General features: G+C 74.0%; 17 protein-coding genes and 2 pseudogenes. 12 read left to right on the top strand and 7 right to left on the bottom strand.

The window, feature by feature from the left end; translation table 11 throughout:
- Nucleotides 1-95: 95 nt before the first annotated feature.
- On the top strand, nucleotides 96-326 hold the full coding sequence (locus tag HF526_RS07500) for a DUF3107 family protein (protein ID WP_169380543.1): 231 nt from the start codon (nucleotides 96-98) through the stop codon (nucleotides 324-326).
- A gap of 85 nt (nucleotides 327-411) precedes the next feature.
- Here the strand turns inward: HF526_RS07500 and HF526_RS07495 are convergent, their stop codons facing one another.
- Both HF526_RS07495 and HF526_RS07490 read right to left on the bottom strand, forming a co-directional pair.
- Nucleotides 412-756: a DUF4873 domain-containing protein gene (locus HF526_RS07495; RefSeq protein ID WP_169380541.1), complete on the bottom strand. Its 345-nt coding sequence runs from the start codon at nucleotides 754-756 to the stop codon at nucleotides 412-414.
- Entirely contained in the window at nucleotides 749-1,474 is a 726-nt protein-coding gene (locus tag HF526_RS07490; protein WP_338051350.1) for a TetR family transcriptional regulator, read from the bottom strand. The genes HF526_RS07495 and HF526_RS07490 overlap by 8 nt, the downstream gene beginning before the upstream one ends.
- A gap of 55 nt (nucleotides 1,475-1,529) precedes the next feature.
- Here HF526_RS07490 and HF526_RS07485 point away from each other — a divergent pair, with 55 nt between their 5' ends.
- From HF526_RS07485 to HF526_RS07475, 3 genes are read left to right on the top strand one after another with little or no spacing between them, the layout of a single operon-like run.
- On the top strand, nucleotides 1,530-2,420 hold the full coding sequence (locus tag HF526_RS07485) for an SDR family NAD(P)-dependent oxidoreductase (protein WP_169380540.1): 891 nt from the start codon (nucleotides 1,530-1,532) through the stop codon (nucleotides 2,418-2,420).
- Nucleotides 2,417-3,307 carry a diiron oxygenase gene (locus HF526_RS07480; protein ID WP_169380538.1) on the top strand — a complete coding sequence of 297 codons (891 nt, stop codon included), beginning with the start codon at nucleotides 2,417-2,419 and terminating at the stop codon, nucleotides 3,305-3,307. The genes HF526_RS07485 and HF526_RS07480 overlap by 4 nt, the downstream gene beginning before the upstream one ends.
- Nucleotides 3,307-4,224, top strand: coding sequence for an alpha/beta fold hydrolase (locus HF526_RS07475; protein WP_169380536.1), 918 nt, complete (start codon nucleotides 3,307-3,309; stop codon nucleotides 4,222-4,224). The genes HF526_RS07480 and HF526_RS07475 overlap by 1 nt, the downstream gene beginning before the upstream one ends.
- Nucleotides 4,225-4,282: 58 nt before the next feature.
- Here the strand turns inward: HF526_RS07475 and HF526_RS07470 are convergent, their stop codons facing one another.
- The 3 genes from HF526_RS07470 to HF526_RS07460 all read right to left on the bottom strand — a co-directional run bounded on the left by HF526_RS07470 (nucleotide 4,283) and on the right by HF526_RS07460 (nucleotide 8,279).
- Complete coding sequence (locus HF526_RS07470) at nucleotides 4,283-4,906, bottom strand: TetR/AcrR family transcriptional regulator (RefSeq protein WP_169380534.1); 624 nt, start codon at nucleotides 4,904-4,906, stop codon at nucleotides 4,283-4,285.
- Between the two features lie 130 nt (nucleotides 4,907-5,036).
- Nucleotides 5,037-7,379, bottom strand: coding sequence for a heavy metal translocating P-type ATPase (locus tag HF526_RS07465; RefSeq protein WP_420821595.1), 2,343 nt, complete (start codon nucleotides 7,377-7,379; stop codon nucleotides 5,037-5,039).
- Between the two features lie 6 nt (nucleotides 7,380-7,385).
- Complete coding sequence (locus HF526_RS07460) at nucleotides 7,386-8,279, bottom strand: hypothetical protein (protein WP_169380532.1); 894 nt, start codon at nucleotides 8,277-8,279, stop codon at nucleotides 7,386-7,388.
- A gap of 195 nt (nucleotides 8,280-8,474) precedes the next feature.
- Between HF526_RS07460 and HF526_RS07455 the strand changes: the two genes are divergently transcribed.
- The 8 genes and pseudogenes from HF526_RS07455 (at nucleotide 8,475) to HF526_RS07420 (ending at nucleotide 17,559) form a co-directional block, all read left to right on the top strand.
- Nucleotides 8,475-9,479: an alpha/beta fold hydrolase gene (locus tag HF526_RS07455; protein ID WP_169380531.1), complete on the top strand. Its 1,005-nt coding sequence runs from the start codon at nucleotides 8,475-8,477 to the stop codon at nucleotides 9,477-9,479.
- 62 nt (nucleotides 9,480-9,541) lie between these two features.
- Nucleotides 9,542-10,711, top strand: coding sequence for an adenylyltransferase/sulfurtransferase MoeZ (gene moeZ / locus HF526_RS07450; RefSeq protein ID WP_169380529.1), 1,170 nt, complete (start codon nucleotides 9,542-9,544; stop codon nucleotides 10,709-10,711).
- 282 nt (nucleotides 10,712-10,993) lie between these two features.
- Nucleotides 10,994-13,027, top strand: coding sequence for a hypothetical protein (locus HF526_RS07445; protein ID WP_211176875.1), 2,034 nt, complete (start codon nucleotides 10,994-10,996; stop codon nucleotides 13,025-13,027).
- Between the two features lie 74 nt (nucleotides 13,028-13,101).
- Entirely contained in the window at nucleotides 13,102-13,950 is an 849-nt protein-coding gene (locus HF526_RS07440) for a TIGR02569 family protein (RefSeq protein WP_338051349.1), read from the top strand.
- Nucleotides 13,951-14,086: 136 nt separating this feature from the next.
- Nucleotides 14,087-15,244, top strand: a pseudogene (locus HF526_RS07435) (MFS transporter); the annotation flags it as partial.
- Nucleotides 15,237-16,007, top strand: a pseudogene (locus HF526_RS07430) (nitrite reductase (NAD(P)H)); the annotation flags it as partial. The pseudogenes HF526_RS07435 and HF526_RS07430, both read left to right, overlap by 8 nt.
- The gene (gene nirD, locus HF526_RS07425; protein WP_169380525.1) at nucleotides 16,004-16,360 is read left to right on the top strand and encodes a nitrite reductase small subunit NirD; all 357 of its coding nucleotides are present in this window, start codon (nucleotides 16,004-16,006) and stop codon (nucleotides 16,358-16,360) included. The pseudogene HF526_RS07430 and the gene nirD, both read left to right, overlap by 4 nt.
- Nucleotides 16,361-16,371: 11 nt before the next feature.
- Nucleotides 16,372-17,559: a uroporphyrinogen-III synthase gene (locus HF526_RS07420; protein ID WP_338051348.1), complete on the top strand. Its 1,188-nt coding sequence runs from the start codon at nucleotides 16,372-16,374 to the stop codon at nucleotides 17,557-17,559.
- Between the two features lie 212 nt (nucleotides 17,560-17,771).
- Here the strand turns inward: HF526_RS07420 and HF526_RS07415 are convergent, their stop codons facing one another.
- A complete protein-coding gene (locus tag HF526_RS07415; RefSeq protein ID WP_169380523.1) occupies nucleotides 17,772-18,056 on the bottom strand; it encodes an MGMT family protein in 285 nt (94 codons plus the stop codon).
- Between the two features lie 13 nt (nucleotides 18,057-18,069).
- Nucleotides 18,070-18,849, bottom strand: coding sequence for an alpha/beta fold hydrolase (locus HF526_RS34520; RefSeq protein WP_338051347.1), 780 nt, complete (start codon nucleotides 18,847-18,849; stop codon nucleotides 18,070-18,072).
- Nucleotides 18,850-18,857: the final 8 nt, after the last annotated feature.

Below are 18,857 nucleotides of genomic sequence, written 5' to 3'. Positions count from 1 at the left end.
CGGCGGACGCCGCGGTGGCCACCCGGCCCACTCGGGCGCCGTGGCTGGACTAGCCTGGTTCTCGTCAACCCAACTGCGTGACCAGGAGGTTCCCGGTGGAGGTCAAGATCGGCATCGCGGAGAGCCCGCGGGAGCTCGTGGTGTCCAGCGACCAGACGCCGGACGAGGTCGAGGCGCTGGTCCGCGACGCGCTGAAGTCCGACGACGGCCTGCTCAGCCTGTCCGACGAGAAGGGGCGCCGCTACGTGGTGCCCTCCGCACGCATCTCGTACATCGAGATCGCGCCGGCCGACGGGCGCAGGGTCGGCTTCGCCGTCGGCAGCTGACCCGGCTTCTCGACACCGCGGCCACGGGCCCGGCCGGCAGTCGCCGGCCGGGCCCCTCGCCATGTGCGGCTCCCGGTGCCGGGCGCTACACCTCGATCGGCGGGTCGTCGAGGGTGAACGGCGGCCGGCCGACACCGGTGACCCGGTAGCGACCCCACGGGTCGACATCGCCGATGCGCGCCGCGGCGCGGCCGGTCGGGGTGCTCATCTCGATCGCGGCGGTCCGTCCGTTGCCCGTGCTCAGCAGGTCGGCCAGCCGGGGCTCGGCGTCCACCCGCCCGAACCAGTGCAACTGCCCGTCGTGCGGCTCGTGGCGGGCGTCGAGCCGGACCCGCACCGGCACCTCGTGGCCGCCCACGTACAGCGTCGCCGGCCCGGTGTAGCCCTCGTCGTGGCTGTGTCCGTCCTGCTGCCCGTCCTGCTCAGGCATGGTCGGCCTCCTGTCGTCCCGCCGGGTCGCCGGCGGAGGGGATGAGTCGCAGCGGCCCGCCGGCCCGCTGCTCGCGCGGTCCGGTGTCGACGCCGAGCACGCCGGCCACGCCGGACCAGATCAGTGCGGTCAGGTAGTCGGTGAGCGCCGCCCGGGTCATGGTGCGCCGTTCGAGCCACCAGTCGCCGGCACTCTGCACCATGCCCACGAGGCCGTGCGCCCAGGCCTCCGCCCCGCCGGAGTCACGCCCCTGGGCGCGGAGGCGTTCGCCGAGCAGCGTGGCGAGCATCCGGGCGATCGTCTCCCGGGCGTCGTCGACGATCTCGGCGCCGGCGCCGCGCTCGGCGGGGTTGTGCACGACGAACCGCCACAGCTGCGGCTCCTCCTCGATCCCGGCGAGGAACGCGTCGATCGCCGCACGGACCTGCTCGGCGGGTTCGAGCTGGCCGGTCAGGGCCGGGGCGATGCGCGCCATCAGCAGGCCGGCGGCCTGCTCGCCGACGGCGCGCTGCAGGTCGGCGCGGTCGGTGAAGTGCCGGTAGAGCACGGGTTTGGTGATACCGGCGACCGCCGCGATGTCGGCGACGGAGACGCCCGGGCCGTGCCGGCGGACGGCGTCCATGGCCGCGGCGACCATCTCGGCGCGGCGCTCGGCCCGGCGTTCCTCCCGGGCGGTTCGTTTTGCGTTGGGGTTGACAGGCGGCGTGTCGTGCGGCACGTTACCAGTGGTAACAGTTACCGCCGGTAACAGCAAGCGTCGAAAGGGGCCGATGATGACCCAGGGCAGCTCGATCGCCGCCGGGAGCCGGGTGCTGATCACCGGCGCGGCCGGTGGGTTCGGGGCGCCGACCGCGACCCGGCTGCGCGAGCAGGGTGTGCAGGTGGTAGGCCTGGACCGGGTCGCGGGGGACCACGTGATCGCCTGCGACATCACCGACGACGCCGCCGTGGAGCGCGCGGTCGCCGAGGCCGTGGAGCGGCTCGGCGGGCTGGACGCCGTCGTGCACTACGCCGGCATCGGCATCCCCAACGACGCCGGCGGCCCGCTGCAGCCCGACGCGTTCGCGGTCATCGACGTCAACCTGTTCGGCGCCTGGCGGGTCACCGCCGCGGCGCTGCCCGCGCTGCAGGCCTCGCGTGCCGCGCGCGGTGCCAGGAGCCGGGTCGTGTTCGTCTCCAGTGAGCTCGCGTACCTGACGCTGCCGTTCGTGTCGGCCTACAGCGTGGCCAAGCGCGGGATGACCGCGTACGCCGACGCGCTGCGCCTGGAGTACGACACCGACCTGCACGTGACCACCGTCTACCCCGGTTACGTGCGGACCCCGATCCACGACGCCGGCCGCGAGATCGGCCTGTCGCTGGAGGGCCAGGTCCGCCGGGAGGAGGTCGACGACATCGTCGGCACCGTGCTGCGCGTGCTGGCGGCGCCCAAGCCGCCCCGCGACACCGCGGGCACCAGGGCCGGCGGAATCGAGCTGTGGCTCGGCCGGCACCTGTCCGGGCTGGTCGCTCCCGCCGTGGTGCGCCGGATCCGCAAGCGCGCGGCCGCGGGCCACTTCGACGCCTCGCCGATCGCCGCCGGGCTGATCCGGCGCTTCACCGGCCGCGACACCACGGCCCCCACCGCAGCCACCGCCACCATTACCGAGAGGAGCGCGTCGTGAGCGTCAAGACCGTCAACGACCGGGAGGCCACGGCCGAGCGGCTGCTGCGCTCGTCGCTGGACCACTCCTACGAGCCCAGCATCGACATCGACTGGGAGGCCCCGCTCACTGACGGGTGGGGACTCACCCCCGAGCGCGTGTCGCTCTACGGCACCGAGCTGTGGGACCAGCTGACCGAGGAGCAGCGCCGCACGCTGTCCATCCACGAGGTGTGCAGCATCGCCCGGATCGGGCTGTGGTTCGAGATGATCCTCATGCAGATGCTGCTGCGCTACGCCTACGACCGCGACCCGCGTCGCCAGCACATCCAGTACGCGCTGGTCGAGATCGCCGACGAGTGCCGGCATTCGATCATGTTCGCGAAGATGACCGAGCGCTACGGGGTGCCGGACTACGCCCCGAACCGGATCACCCACGAGCTGGGCCGGCTGTTCAAGACCATCGGCTACGGGCCGGCGATGTTCGCCGGGACGCTGTTCGTCGAGGAGATCCTCGACCAGCTGCAGCGCGAGTCGATGCGTGACGAGCGCGTCCAGCCGCTCACCCGCATGATCAACAAGATCCACGTGACCGAGGAGGCCCGGCACGTCCGCTACGCCCGCGAGGAGCTCATGCGGATCATGCCGAAGACCAACACGGCGCAGCGCACGATCGCGCGCTACCTGTCCGCGCGGATCGCGTTCGTCGTGGCCCGCAGCCTGGTCCACCCCGAGGTCTACCGCAGCGTCGGCATCGACCCGAAGGCCGGGCAGAAGGCGGCGCTGGCCAACCCGCACTACCAGGAGACGCTGCGCTGGTCGGCCCGCAAGCTGGTGCCGTTCCTGCGTGAGCAGGGCATCATCGGCGGTCCGACCGAGGTGCTCTGGCGCAAGGCGCACCTCATCTGATGGGGGAGGTCGTCGCAGGGGCGCGCGGCGCCGACGGGACCCGGCTGCACGTCGAGGTCGACGGCCCCGCGAACGCCTCGGACTCCGGGGTGACGGTGGTGCTGGCGCACGGTTGGACCCTCGATGCCCGCAGCTGGGGCCCGGTCACCGCCCGGCTGGTGGGTGGTGCCTCGGCGCCGCGGGTCGTGCGGTTCGACCACCGCGGGCACGGCCGCTCGGCCGCCGTCGACCCGGAGTCGATGACCCTCGAGCAGCTGGCCGACGACCTCGCCGAGGTCATCGGCCAGGTCGCCCCGGAAGGCCCGCTGGTGCTCGGTGGGCACTCGATGGGCGGCATGACGGTGATGGCGCTGGCCGAGCGGCACCCGGAGCTGGTGGCCCGCCGCGTCGCCGGGGTGGCTCTGGTCGCCACGGCCAGCGGCGGGACCACCGAGCAGTTCCTCGGCCTCGCCCCGCGGGGGCTCGCCGCGGTGCAGCGGGCGGAGCGGCGGCTCTACGCGTCGCGCTGGTGGACCCGCCGCGAGCTGCTCAGCAAGCGTCCGGCGATGCTCAACCCGGGCATGCGCTGGCTGCTGCTCGGGCCGGGCGTGGAGCGCGAGGCGCTGCGCATCACGTCGGAGTGCGTGGCGGCGTGCCGTCCGGCGACGCTGTCGGGCTTCCGCCCGACCCTGGAGGCCCACGAGCGCGACGCCGCACTGGCGGCGTTCGCCACGATCCGGACGACGGTGCTGGTCGGCTCGCGCGACCGGCTCACCCCGGTCCGGGCGGCGCGGCGGATCTCCACGGCGCTGCCCTCGGCATCGTTGACGATCTTCCCGGAGGCCGGCCACATGCTGCCGGTGGAACGCGTGGCCGGCGTGACGGCGCGCCTCGACGTGCTGGTGCGCTCGGCCATGGTGGGCGCGGGGACGCCCTGAAGGACCCACCGCGGGCCCGCCGGCGCACAGCGGCGGGCCCGCGGTCGGTCGTTGCCGGTCAGTCGTGGATCAGCGGGAATCCGGCCAGCCCGCGCCACGCCAGCGCGGACATCAGATTGACGGCCTCGTCGCGCGGGACCGACTGGTCGGAGTCGAGCCAGTACTGCGCGGCCACCTGGCTGAGCCCGACCAGGCCGACGGCGAGCAGCCGGGCGCGCGGGGCGTCCAGTCCGGCGTCGGTGGTCACCACGTCGGCGACGGCGTCGATGCACCTGGTCAGCGCCCCGTCGACGACCGCGGCGGCTTCGGGCTCGCCCCGCAGGTCGGACTCGAACACCAGCCGATAGGCGTGGCCCTCACCGGCGACGAAGTCGAAATAGGCGGCGACGGCGGCGTGCACCCGTTCCCGGTTGTCCGCGGTGCGGCTTATCGCGCTCTGCACCCGGCCGACGAGTTCGTCGGCGTAGGTCGTCAGCAGCGCGCGATACAGCTCGAGCTTGCCGGGGAAATGCTGGTAGAGCACCGGCTTGCTGACACCCGCCTTTTCGGCGATGTCGTCCATCGCCGCCGCGTGGTAGCCCTGGGCTGCGAACACGTCCCGCGCGGCGACGAGCAGCTGCGCCCTCCGCGCACTGCGGGAGAGCCGCGCGCCCCGCTGGACCGGCGCAGTGGCCTCGCTCATCCCGCCCCCTCGTTCCTTCTGTCGTGTCCACACACCCTACCCGCCAGTAGCCCGATCGTGGCGGTATCGGCGGCGCGCGTCCGGAACGAACCGACCGGCGGAGCGGAAATACCCGACCGGAGCGCGGAATTCACCGCTTCGCGCCGGCCGCCCCACCGACTGCGCTGCGGAACCGGCGCAGCCGCAGGCTGTTGGTCACCACGAACACCGAGCTGAACGCCATCACCGCGCCCGCGATCATCGGGTTGAGCAGCCCGGCGGCCGCGAGCGGCAGAGCGGCGACGTTGTAGGCGAACGCCCAGAACAGGTTCCCCTTGATCGTGCCCAGGGTGCGCCGGGCGAGCCGAATGGCGTCGACGGTGGCGAGGAGGTCCCCGCGGACCAGCGTCAGGTCGCCGGCCTCGATCGCGACGTCGGTGCCGGTGCCCATGGCCAGGCCGAGGTCGGCGGTGGCGAGCGCGGCGGCGTCGTTGACCCCGTCGCCGACCATCGCCACGACCCGGCCCTCGCCCTGCAGCCGCCGCACCACGGTGACCTTGTCCGCTGGCAGCACATCGGCGATGACCGCCTGCTCGTCGATCCCGAGCTGCGCGGCGACGGCGCGGGCCGCGGCCGGGTTGTCGCCGGTGAGCAGCATCGGGGTGAGTCCGAGCCCGCGCAGCAGGCGGACGGCGACCGCGCTCGTCGGCTCGAGGGCGTCGCCCACCACCAGGATCGCCCGGGCGACGCCGTCCCAGCTGACGGCGACGGCGGTCCGGCCGGTGCGTTCGGCCTCGTCCCGGGCCGCGACCAGCGCGGGCGGCAGCGCGATGTCGTGCGCGGCCAGCAGCGCGGGCCTGCCGACGAGCACGGCGTGCGCGATGACCATGCGCTCGCCGGGCCCGCCCACGACGTCGGCGACCACGCCCTGCACGCCGAGGCCGGGGTGGTTGCCGAACTCGGCGACGCCGGGCAGCTCCCCGAACTTCCTGACGGCCGCGCTCGTGATGGCCCTGGCGATCGGGTGCTCGGAGCCGTTCTCCACCGCACCGGCCAGGCGCAGCGCCTCGCCGGGGTCGACGCCGTCGACCGGGTACAGGCCGAGGAGCTCGATGGCACCGGTGGCCACCGTGCCGGTCTTGTCCAGCACGACGGTGTCGATGCGCCGGGTCGACTCGAGCACCTCCGGGCCCTTGATCAGGACGCCGAGCTGGGCACCGCGCCCGGTGCCGACCAGCAGCGCGGTCGGTGTGGCCAGCCCGAGCGCGCACGGGCAGGCGATGATCAGGACGGCCACCGCGGCGGTGAACGCCACCGCCGGGCTCGCGCCGGAGCCGAGCCAGAAGCCCAGCGTGCCCACCGCGATCGCGATGACGACCGGCACGAACACCGCGGAGACCCGGTCGGCCAGCCGCTGGACCGCGGCCTTGCCGCTCTGCGCGTCCTCGACCAGCTGCGCCATCCGCGCGAGCTGGGTGTCGGCGCCGACCCGTGTCGCCCGTACCACCAGCCGCCCGCCGGTGTTCACACAGCCGCCGACCACCGCGTCGGCGGGCGCCACCTCGGCAGGCACGGACTCACCGGTGATCATGGACACGTCGACCGCGGAGGTGCCGTCGAGGACCACCCCGTCGGTGGCGATCTTCTCCCCGGGCCGCACGACGAACGCGTCGCCGACGGCCAGCGCCTCGACCGGGATGCGCTGCTCGCGGCCGTCCCGGAGCACCGCGACGTCCTTCGCGCCCAGCTCCAGCAGCGCGCGCAGCGCGGCGCCGGCCCGGCGCTTGGACCGGACCTCGATGTAGCGGCCGGCCAGGACGAACATCGTGACCCCGGCGGCGACCTCGAGGTAGATCGTGCCGGCGCCGTCGGTCGGGGCCACCCTGGGTTCGAACGGGTGCACCATCCCGGGCACGCCCGCGGTGCCGAACAGCAGCGCGTACAGCGACCAGGCCAGCGCGGCGAGCGTACCGATCGAGACGAGGGTGTCCATCGTCGAGGCGCCGTGGCGCAGGTTCGTCCAGGCCGCGCGGTGAAACGGCCACGCGCCCCACATCACGACCGGGGCGGCGAGGGTCAGCGAGATCCACTGCCAGTAGGTGAACTGCCACGCCGGGACCATCGACAGCACGATGACCGGCACCGCCAGCGCGGCACTGATGATCAGACGCTCGCGCAGCGCGCGGGCCGGGTCGGCGGCCTCGCCCCCGCCGGAGTCGCTCGCCGGCGCGCCGGGCTGCGGCGGCGGGGCGGGCAGCTCGGTGGTGTAGCCGGCCGCCTCGATCTGGGCCGCCAGGGCCTGCGGTTCGAGATCGTCGGGGTAGCTGACCCGCGCCTTCTCGGTGGCGTAGTCGACCGATGCGCTGACGCCGTCGAGCCCGTTCAGCTTGCGTTCGACGCGGGACGCGCAGGACGCGCAGGTCATCCCGCCGACGACGAGCTCGATCTGGCGCCCGGGCGCGGCCGTGGGCGTCTCGGGGGTCACGGTGCTCAACCCGGATCAGCTCCCCTCGGGGGTGGCGGCGACGGTGAACTCGGCCGTGTGCACCGCGCCGTCGTGCTGGAAGTCCAGGAACAGGCGGTAGGTCCCCGCCGACGGCACGTCGGCGGTGAAGGCGATGCCGGGCCCGGACCGGTCGGTCGGAGCCGGTTCGACGGCGTCCGGATGCACGTGCAGGTAGGCCATGTCACCCTCGCGCAGCGCGACCAGGTGGCCGAACGCGCCGAGATAGGGCTCGAGGTCGGTCACCGGGGCACCGTTCTTGCTGATCGTCGCGAAGATCGGCGCCGGGCCGCCCGGGGTGAGTGCGCCGTCCAGGCGCACCTGGTAGCCGTCGACCTCGGCCACCCGGGTCGGCGGGAAGCTGAACGGCCCGAACGGGCCGGGGACGAACAGGTCGACGCCGAGGATCAGCGGTGGGCCGCCGGTCGGGGTGAAGTCGGCGTACGCCCGCCACACGCCGGCGCCGGGCAGCGTCAGCGGGGTGCGCCAGACGCCGTCCGAACCGAGCGTGGGGTGCAGGTGCTGGAAACCGGCGATGTCGCGGCGGATCACCACGAGGTGCAGCTGCTTGTCGTGCACGACGTCGAACGCGGTCACCGGCCTGCCGTCGGAGCCGGTGATGCGGAAGGCGAACTCCGCGGTCGTGCCGATCTCGAACGTGGTGTTCTCCGGGACGAGGGTGTAGCCGGCCTGGGTGCTGGCCAGACCCAGCGAGGTCGGCGACGGTGCGCCGCCGTGGTCGTGCGGGGCACCGTGCCCGGCCGTGGCATCGCCGCCGGTCAGCGCGGTGGGCGCGATCTCGCGGCCGACCGTGGTGCCGGCGCCCCAGGCCGCTGCGAACACCAGGACGAGCGTGGCTGCGTATCCGGTCAGCCTGGCGGCCGTGTTCATCGCGGGTCTCCTCCTCGCCGGCAGCGTCGATCTGTACAACGCGGCGGGCGGCGCTTCGATAGCCCCGGCGGGCGGACGTGAGCCCCGGCGGGCGGAGGTGACCGGTCTCCCGCGCCCATACTATGGGGGGGTATCCTACCCGCGCGGTCGGCGCCCGGTACCCGGTACCGGGCCGATCCATGTCATCGTCGTGGGGTGTCCTCCGCCGCGCTGCGTCCCGTTCGCCCACCCGTCACCCGGGTGCCGGGCACCGTGCCGCTCGCCGACGCCGCCTCCCTGCCTCCGCTCGACCCGTACCGGCGGCCCTGGCCCGGCCGGGAGGTCACCTCGGGCGGGGTGACCCTGCACATACGGGAGACCGCCGGGCCGGAGGACGGCACCGACGCGGTCTACGTGCACGGGCTCTCCGGGTCTGCGACCAACTGGACCGACCTCGCCGGGCTGCTCGCCCTGCGGGCCGCGGGCACCGCCGTCGACCTGCCCGGGTTCGGACTGTCCCGGCCGCTGGCCTCGCGCGACTACTCCCCGGCCGCGCACGCCGACGCGCTGCTGTGCTTCCTGGCCGGCCGCGGTCGCCCGGTACACCTGTTGGGCAACTCCCTCGGCGGGGCGATCTGTCTGGTCGTCGCGGCCCGGCGCCCGGAGCTGGTGAAGACGCTGACCCTGGTCTCGCCCGCGATGCCCGACCGCAGGCCGGACCCGCGGCGGATGTCGGACCCGCGGATGGCACTGGCCATGGTCCCGGGACTGGGTCGCCGGGCCCGCGCCCAGCTCGCCGCGGCGAGCCCGCGCACCCGCGCCGAGCAGGTCGTCCGGCTCTGTTTCGGCGACCCGTCGCTGGCCCCCGGGCACCGGCTCGACGAGGCCGCCGCGGAGATCGTCGCCCGCGGCCGGCAGGAGTGGGCGGCGGAGGCGGCCACCCGGACGGCGCTGGGCATGTTCGCGAGCTGGGCGGGCCGCGGCCTGTGGACGGCGGCCGCCCGGGTGACGGCACCGACGCTCGTCATCTGGGGTGACAAGGACCGGCTCGTGGCTCCCCGGCTGGCCGCCCGGACGGTCCGCTCGCTGCGCCGCGGGAAACTGCTGATGCTGCCGGGTGTGGGACACATCGCACAGATCGAGGCACCCGAGGTCGTGGCCAGGGCGGTTGCCGGGATGTGGGACGCAGTGGCCACGCAACGGTGGGAAGATCCCGGCTGACCCGTGCGTTGCCGCTACAGGACGAGAACGCCGATCGCAGAAGTGACCCGAGGAGCATCGACATGGCGCTACCGCCGCTCGTGGAGCCGGCCGCCGAACTGACCAAGGAAGAGGTTGCCCGCTACAGCCGTCACCTCATCATCCCGGACGTCGGGATGGACGGCCAGAAGCGACTCAAGAACGCCAAGGTGCTCGTCGTCGGCGCGGGCGGGCTGGGCTCGCCGGCCCTGCTGTACCTGGCCGCAGCGGGCGTGGGCACCCTCGGGATCGTCGAGTTCGACATCGTGGACGAGTCGAACCTGCAGCGTCAGGTGATCCACGGCCAGTCCGACATCGACCGGCCGAAGGCCGAGTCGGCCCGCGACTCCATCAAGGAGATCAACCCGCTCGTCGAGGTGAAGCTGCACCAGCTGCGGCTCGACTCGTCGAACGTGCTCGACGTCTTCCGGGACTACGACCTGATCCTGGACGGCACGGACAACTTCGCCACCCGGTACCTGGTGAACGACGCCGCGGTGCTGCTGGGCAAGCCGTACGTCTGGGGCTCGATCTTCCGGTTCGAGGGCCAGGTGTCGGTGTTCTGGGAGGATGCCCCGAACGGCGGCCTGAACTACCGCGACCTCTACCCCGAGCCGCCGCCGCCCGGCATGGTGCCGTCCTGCGCCGAGGGCGGCGTGCTCGGCGTGCTGTGCGCGTCGATCGGGTCGGTCATGGTCACCGAGGCGATCAAGCTCATCGCCGGCATCGGCGAGCCGCTGCTGGGCCGGCTGATGGTCTATGACGCCCTGGAGATGAGCTACCGCACCATCAAGATCCGCAAGGACCCCGGGTCCGAGCCGATCACCGGGCTCATCGACTACGACGCGTTCTGTGGTGTGGTGTCCGACGACGCGCAGTCCGCGGCCGCCGGGCACACGATCACGGCCACCGAGCTCAAGGAGATGATGGACGCGGGCAAGGACTTCGCGTTGATCGACGTCCGCGAGCCGCACGAGTACGAGATCGTCAGCATCCCCGGCGCCGTGCTGATCCCCAAGGACCGGATCCTGTCCGGTGAGGCCCTGGCGGAGATCCCGCAGGACAAGCCCGTCGTGCTGCACTGCAAGTCCGGCGGCCGCTCGGCGGAGGCGCTCGCCGCGCTGCACAAGGCCGGCTTCGCCGACGCCGTGCACGTCGGCGGGGGTGTGCTCGCCTGGGCCAAGCAGGTCGACCCCTCGCTGCCGACGTACTGATCCGCTCCGCCGATCCGGCGATCGCCGCCGCGCCGTCCGTCCCGTTCGCCGGGCGGGCGGCGCGGCCGTTGGGCGGCGTCTCGCTCCGTAGCGGTCGGCGCCGGACGGCTACGGCCCGTCACACCTTCACTCTCGGTCACGCTGACCTGGTCTTTCCGCTCCGGTTGGAGCAGTGACAAAGGCCGATTTGTCCGAGTACCTTTCCCGTGCCGAATGATCAATACGGATCCTTGGACGCCGCGGCGTTGGGGTGCGGGAGCGCAGCCACGGTGACCTGACGGGGTGCGCGCCCCGTCCTCGGTGGCGATGGGGGTCGCAGTGGTGGACGACGACGCGAGACGATGTGCCCTGCCCGGGTGTGACGTGGTGATCGAGATCATCCCGGGCCGGCCGGAGCGGCGGTACTGCACCGCGGCGCACCGGTCCGCGGCCCGGCAGGCCCGGCGGGCCTCCGCGCAGTCCGAGGGCGACGCCCGCCTCGCCGAAGCCCTGCCCTGGCTGCGCGAGCCCGAGGAGTCGATGGTCCGGTCCGCGGCGGGCGTGCACCGACCGGCACCGGCGGCGTCGCCGCCCGGCCCGCCGCCACGCGCCCGCCGCCGTGCGGTGCCCCGGCTGCGCGGCCCACGGCCCGGCGACCAGCCCCGGCGCCGGCGCGCCCTCGCCGTGCTCGGCGCCGCCGGGCTGCTGGTCGGCGGCTACTCGATCACCGCCTCCGAGTCGCCCGCGCCCGCCGAGACTCCCGTCCGGGCCGCCCCGGAGGAGGCCACCGAGGAGCAGTGGGCGGCCCGCGCGCAGGTGGCGCTGTCCTCGGTCAACCGGCAGCTCGACACGATCGCGCAGACCGAGGAGACCTGGAGCCGGGTCCCGGACAGCCGCCGTGTGGGCGGCCCGCCCGCCCCGGTCCGTGCGCTGCGCGAGCGCAAAGCGCTGCTCGAACGCCAGCGCGCGACCCTGCAGTCCCAGCTCGCCGCCTACCGGTCGCTCGAGCAGACCGCCGACGAGCTCAAGCTCGCCGAGCAGCATCTGGCGGCGATCGAGAAGGCGCTCGCCGACCTGCCGCCGGAGGGCCGGCGCTCCCCGGAGCAGGCCGCCGCCATCGCCGCGCTGAACGAGCAGCGCGACATCCGGATCCGGCAGCGCGACGCCAAGCGCGAGGAGTTGCGCAGCCTCGCCGACGGCGTGCAGAGCGCGCGGCGCACCGCACTGCCCGAGGACAGCCGGCGCACGACCGAGGTCAGCGACGCGGTGCTGGCCCTGAGCAAGGACCCCGGGAGCGGCGGCGCGCCGACCGGGCCGGCCACCACCCGGCGCCCCGAGGCCATCGGCGGCCGCGACGAGGAGGACACCCGTCCGCGCGCCGAGGTCGGAACCAGCGGCCCGCCCGACCCGCGGGGCCCGCGCGACGAAACCCGCGAGGAGCGCCGCCAACGCGGCGCGGGGGAGTCCGGTGATCGCGGGCCGGTCGGTGCCGTGGTCGGTGCGGTGGGTGGTGTGGTGGGCGGCGGGACCGGGGTCGACGCCGGCGAGACGGCCGAGGACGAGCCCAGCAAGCATGCGGCCGCGTCCGGCGCACGGGGCGGCCGGGCGGGTGGCAAGGCCGCCGACAAGCCCTCCCGCGGGCCGGCCGCGGACACGGTGGGGGCCGTGACCGGCCCGGTCACCGACGCGCTGCCGGGCCGCGAATCCGGTGGCGGCTCCGGGCGCGCGGGCAACCGCGGCGGCGGTTCCGCTGCGGCGGACGACCGCCGGGAGGCGCGCGGCGCCGACTCGGCGAGCCGGACCGGCGAGCGGGCCACCCCCCGGTCGAGTCCCGCAGCGGCGCCGGACGGTGGGTCGAGCGGCGGTACGGCGAGCGGGTCGCGCAGCGGTACGGCCGCGGAGCAGAACGACACCCGGCGGGCGCCCGCGGCCACCGGTTCGGCCGGGACGCAGGCTCCCCGTCCATCGGGCTCGGAGGGGATCGCCAGCGCGGTCGCCGGCCCGGCGGTCCGGGCCATGACACCGGCCTGGGCCGCCCCCTACGCCGACGCCGGATTGCGGCAGGCCGACCGGGAGGCGGCCGCCCGGATGGCCGAGGCCGGTTCTGGCTCGTCAAACGCGACGGCGTCGAGCTCCAGCTCGTCGCCGGGGTCCGGGCGCAGTTCTGCCGACGCCACGGACACGCCGGGCACCTCGGCGTCGTCTCCGGTGCAACGCGGCGACAACACCGGTGAACAGACCAACGGCAGCGATTCGGGTGCGTCGAACAGTTCGGCCGGCGACGGCAGCGGCGGTCCTCCCGCCCGTGACATCGTGACGGCCGGCTCGGCGGGTTGACCGCTCGACCGGTATCGTGTCGTTCCCGCGTGGCAGCCACGATCGACCGGATCGCGCCGGTAGCGTGCCTGACCGTGACCGCAGCTCCCGCACTCCCGATCGGCCCGGGCGGTACGGCCCCGTCCGGAGCCGCGGATGCCCTGCCGCAGCATGTCCGGATCGCGTTCGGTGTGCCGGACCAGGACCCGCGGCCCGTCTCGTGGGCCGGCCAGCAGGCGTGGCAGTGCGGTGACGCGCTGATCCGTCCGGTGTCGGACAACGCGGTCGCCGCGTGGTCGGCCGGGGTGCTGGACGGCCTGGAGGTCGACGGGGTCCGGCTGGCCCGGCCGCTGCGGTCCTCGGACGGGCGCTGGGTCGTCGCCGGCTGGGCTGCCTGCCGGTTCCTGCCCGGCACCGCGGAGCCGCGCCACCACGAGGTCGTCGCCACCGCGATGAAGCTGCACGCCGCGACGGCGACCGTGCTGCGCCCGCGCCTGCTCGACGACCGCGACGACCTGTTGTCCCGCTCGGTCGCGGCGGCTTTCGGGGAGCGCAGGCTCGCCCTCGACCCGGCCTACGGCGGTGACCTGTTCACCGAGCTGGCCGCGCACCGCCGCCCGGTCCGGACCGCGCCGCAGGTCGTGCACGGGGAGCTGTTCGGCGCGGTGCTGTTCGACGAGGAGGGCTCCCCGGCCGTGCTCGACCTGGTGCCGTTCTGGCGGCCGGCCGAGTGGGCGGCCGCGGTGATCGTCGTCGACGCGCTGGCCTGGGGCGGGGCCGAGGAGAGCCTGCTGGACCGCTGGGCGCACCTCGACGAGTGGCCGCAGGCCCTGCTGCGGGCCGTGCTCTACCGGCTGGCGCTGCACGCCCAGCACCCGGAGGCCTCGGTGCGCACGCTCGCCGGGCTGGAGCGGGCAGCCGGGTTGGTCACCGCGCGGCTGTAGCGGGCTCACAGTCTCGGCCCGCCGAGGTTGAGAACCGGTTTTCCTCGCCGTCACACGGGGCCATGAGCGGGTAATGCGCCGTTCCTACCGTCAGGCACCTGGCAACGGGTGACCATTCGGGAGGACCGGCATGACCATGACGCCCACGGCGGAATCGGACTCGGCGCACGGTGGCAGGGGCGTGCTGCCGGGCCGGTGGATCGACCACTGGGAACCCGAGGACCCGGGCTTCTGGGAGCGCACCGGCAAGCGGATCGCCAATCGCAACCTGTGGTTCTCGATCCTGTCGGAGCACATCGGCTTCTCCATCTGGACGCTGTGGTCGGTGATGGTCCTGTTCATGGGGCCGCAGTACGGCATCGACGCGGCGGGCAAGTTCTTCCTGGTCGCGGTGCCGACGCTGGTCGGTTCGGTATCGCGACTGCCCTACACGTTCGCGGTGGCCCGGTTCGGCGGCCGCAACTGGACGATCATCAGCGCGTCGCTGCTGCTGGTCCCGACGATCCTCGCCCTGATCGTCATGGAGCCGGAGACGTCGTACACGACCTTCATGATCGTGGCGGCGATCGCGGGTGTCGGCGGCGGCAACTTCGCCTCGTCGATGACGAACATCAACTCCTTCTTCCCGGAGTCGCGCAAGGGCTGGGCCCTGGGGCTCAACGCGGGCGGCGGCAACCTGGGCGTCCCGGTCGTGCAGCTGATGGCGTTGCTGGTCATCGCGACCGCGGGGGCCGGCTCGCCGCGAATCCTGCTCGGCATCTACATCCCGCTGATCATCGTGGCCGCCGTGCTCGCCGCGACGTACATGGACAACATCTCCTCGGTGCAGGGCGACACCGGCGCCTTCGCCGAGTCGCTCCGGGAGCGCCAGACCTGGATCATGTCGTTGCTCTACATCGGAACGTTCGGCTCCTTCATCGGCTACAGCTTCGCGTTCGGCCTGGTGCTGCAGAACCAGTTCGGCCGCACCCCGCTGCAGGCGGCCGCGGTGACGTTCATCGGTCCGCTGCTCGGTTCGATCATCCGCCCCTACGGCGGCAAGCTCGCCGACGCCTACGGCGGCGCCAGGGTGACCTGCCTGAACTTCATCGGGATGGGCGCGGGCGCCGGGATCGTGCTGGCCGCCTCCGCGGCCGACTCGCTGCCGCTGTTCGTGGCCGGGTTCGTGCTGCTGTTCGTGCTGTCCGGGCTGGGCAACGGATCGACCCACAAGATGATCCCGGCGATCTTCCAGGGCAAGGCGCGGACGGCGATCGCGGCGGGTGGTGACGCGACGGCCGAGTTGCTTCGGGCTCTACAGCAAGATCACCGGCGGGCAGCGGATCGACATGTTCGGTGCCCGGGTCGAGCAGCTGCCGGCGATCTGGCGCCGCCTCGTCGACGCCGGGTTCGAGTCGGGCCACGCCTACGGCAAGTCGCTGCGCACGGTGAAGTCGTGCGTCGGCACCACCTGGTGCCGCTACGGCGTGCAGGACTCGGTCGGTCTGGCCGTCGCGCTGGAGCTGCGCTACCGGGGCCTGCGCAGCCCACACAAGATCAAGTCCGGGGTCTCGGGCTGCGCCCGGGAGTGCGCCGAGGCGCGGGCGAAGGACTTCGGCGTGATCGCCACCGAGAACGGCTGGAACCTCTACGTCGACGGCAACGGCGGGTTCACCCCGCGGCACGCCGAGCTGCTCGTCTCCGACGTGGACACCGAGACGCTGGTGAAGATCATCGACCGGTTCCTGATGTTCTACATCCGTACGGCCGACCGGCTGCAGCGCACCGCGCCGTGGATCGAGGCCATGGAGGGCGGCCTCGACCACCTGCGCGCGGTGATCGTCGACGACTCGCTCGGGATCTGCGCGGATCTGGAGGCGGCCATGGAGGCGCACGTCGCCGACTACGCCGACGAGTGGCGCGGGGTTCTCGAGGACGAGGAGAAACTCAGCCGGTTCGTCTCGTTCGTCAACGCGCCGGACACCCCCGACCCGACGATCACCTTCGTCGAGGAGCGGGGCCAGCCGGTGCCGGCCCGTGAACCGATGCTCATCGGACTCCCGCAGGTGCAGCGATGACGGCCGTGGTGGAAACGGTGACCCGGTGGGAGACGGTGTGTCGCTACGACCGGCTGCAGCCCGAGCGTGGGGTCGCGGCGCTGCTCGGCGATCGGCAGATCGCGATCTTCCGGACCCACGACGGCGCGGTGCACGCGATCGGCAACATCGACCCGTTCTCGGGGGCCGCGGTGCTGTCCCGGGGGATCGTCGGCGACCGCGGCGGGGTGCCGACCGTCGCGTCACCGGTCTACAAGCAGGTGTTCAGCCTGCTCGACGGCCGCTGCCTGGACGACCCCGGGAACCCGGCCACGGCGGTGCCCTGCTATCCGCTCCGGCTGACCGACGGGTGCCTGCAGGTCGGACTCCCGTGACAATGCAAGCCGTGGAGCCTCTCGTGGACCAGAACTCCGATCCCGCCGCCGTGCCGCCGCTGGCCGGCTTCACCGTCGGCATCACCGCCGCCCGCCGGGCCGAGGAGCTGGGCACCATGCTCGAGCGCCGCGGAGCCACCGTGCAGCACGGCCCGACGTTGCGGATCGTGCCGCTGGCCGACGACACGGAGCTGCTGGCGAGTACCCGGGCGCTCGTCGCCCGGCCCCCGGACATCACGGTCGCCACCACGGGCATCGGCTTCCGCGGCTGGATCGAGGCCGCCGAGGGCTGGGGGATGGGCGAGGACCTGCTCGCCGCGCTCGGCAGCGGGACGCTGCTGGCCCGCGGACCGAAGGCGCGCGGCGCGATCCGGGCGTCCGGACTGACCGATGCGTGGTCACCGCCGTCGGAATCATCCGCCGAGGTGCTCGAGTACCTGCTCGACGCGGGTGTCGAGGGCCGGCGCATCGCCGTCCAGCTGCACGGGGAGCCGCTGCCGGACATGGTCGAGGCACTCACCCTGGCCGGCGCCGAGGTCGTCGAGGTGCCGGTGTACCGGTGGGTCCCGCCGGCCGACCTCGGCCCGATGGACCGGCTCACCGACACCGTGCTGGCCGGTGGCATCGACATCCTCGCCTTCACCAGCGCGCCCGCCGCGGCCAGCCTGCTGGCGCGGGCCGGCGAGCGCGGGGTGCGGGAGGAACTGCTCACGGCGCTGCGCGGCCCGGTGCTGGCGCTGTGCGTCGGGCCGGTGACCGCGGCACCGCTGGAGGCCGTCGACGTCCCCACCGTGCAGCCGCAGCGCTCCCGGCTCGGGGCGATGGTCCGTGCTCTGGAGGCCGAGGCGCCGGCCCGGGCGCGACGCCTACCGGTGGCCGGTCACCGGCTCGAGCTGCGCGGGCACGCCGTGCTGGTCGACGGAGCGCTGCGGACGGTGCCGCCGACCGGGATGGCGCTGCTGCGCGTGCTGGCGCGACGGCCCGGGCGCGTGGTGTCGCGGGCCGAACTGCTCGGCACGCTGCCCGGCGGCGGGGACGACGAGCATGCGGTGGAGACCGCGGTGGCCCGGCTGCGCGCCGCCCTCGGCGAGCCGAAGCTGGTGCAGACCGTCGTCAAACGCGGCTACCGGCTGGCCCTGGACCCGGCGGCCGGTCCGGTGCCGGTCGGGGGGCACTGCGTGCACGGGGGCGCCCCGTGACCGGACCTCCGCTGGTACTGGTGGCGCACGGCAGCCGGTCCGACGCGGCCGACGAGGTCGTGCAGCAGATCGCGGCGTCCGCAGCCGTGCAGGTGGCCGTCGAGGTGCGGATCGGCTACCTCGACGTCCGGCGCCCGGCCGTCGCCGAGGTGGCGGCGGGCCTGGACCGTACGGTCGTCGCAGCTCCGCTGACCGCGCGCCCGCCCGGCTGGTCAGCCCCGGCGGCGCCGCTCCGCGGGCAACCGGCCGCCGACCAGCAGCACCCCCTCGGCCCGCAGCCGAGCGGACTGCTCGGCCGCGATGTGCGGCGCGCACGTCCCGTCGGCGCGCAGCACCCGGTGCCAGGGCAGGTCGTGGCCGTCCTCGGCGAGGATCCGGCCGACCAGCCGTGGCGAGCGCAGCCCCGCCCGCGCCGCCACCTCGCCGTAGCTCAGCGTCTGCCCGGGCGGGATGGCCGCGACCACCTCGCGCACCCGCTCGACCGTCTCCTCGTCCATGGCCGGGCTCCGATCAGCCGACGATGAACTCGTGGATGTGCTTGGCCACCTCGGCCGTCCGCTCCATGTACAGCATGTGCCCGGCGTCGACCTCGGCGACGGTGAGCGCGTCGCCGAGCTCGGCGCGGCAGCGGTCCACCCAGGCCTGCTCGACGAAGTCCGCCTGCAGCGCCGGCATCAGCAGCGTCGGGGTCCCGGGCGGCGGGGTGGGCGCGGGCCGCGCCATCTCGCTCCACGCGGTGACCACGGCCGACCGGCAGTACCGCCACTCCCACCGGTCACCCAGATGCGCGAGGTGGGCCGCGACCTCGGCCTCCACCAGGTCGGGGGAGATGCCCTCCCAGCGCTCCGCCTTGTCCGCCCGCGCCGCGTCGATGTCCGGGTAGGACTCGTCGGCGCGGGTCTCCTCGGCGGTCTCCAGCATGTCGTCGGGGTCGAGCCCGATCGCCGGGTCCAGCAGCACGAGCCGCTCCACCCGGTCCGGCGCGGCCCGGGCCAGGTGAACGGCGACCGCCCCGCCGAAGGAGTGCCCGACCACGGCGACGTCCTCGATCTTCAGCCGGTCCAGCACCGCGAGGGCGTCTGCGACGTGCTGCTCGATGCTCCACGGCGGGCTCCACGGCGAGCGACCGTGCCCACGCAGATCCACTCCGATCCAGCGCAGTTCGGGTAGCGCGTCGGCCAGCGGCTGCCAGCGGGCGCCGTGCCCGGTCACGCCGTGCAGGGCCAGCACGGGAATGCCGGACGGGGTGCCGTAGGTATGGACGTGCAGTCGGCGAGCGCTCTCGGACACGATCGTGA

Source organism: Pseudonocardia acidicola (assembly GCF_012911935.1).
In the GTDB taxonomy this organism is placed as follows: domain Bacteria; phylum Actinomycetota; class Actinomycetes; order Mycobacteriales; family Pseudonocardiaceae; genus Pseudonocardia; species Pseudonocardia acidicola.
The sequence above is the reverse complement of the archived record's forward strand: the minus strand, read 5'-3'. Positions and strand labels throughout refer to the sequence as shown.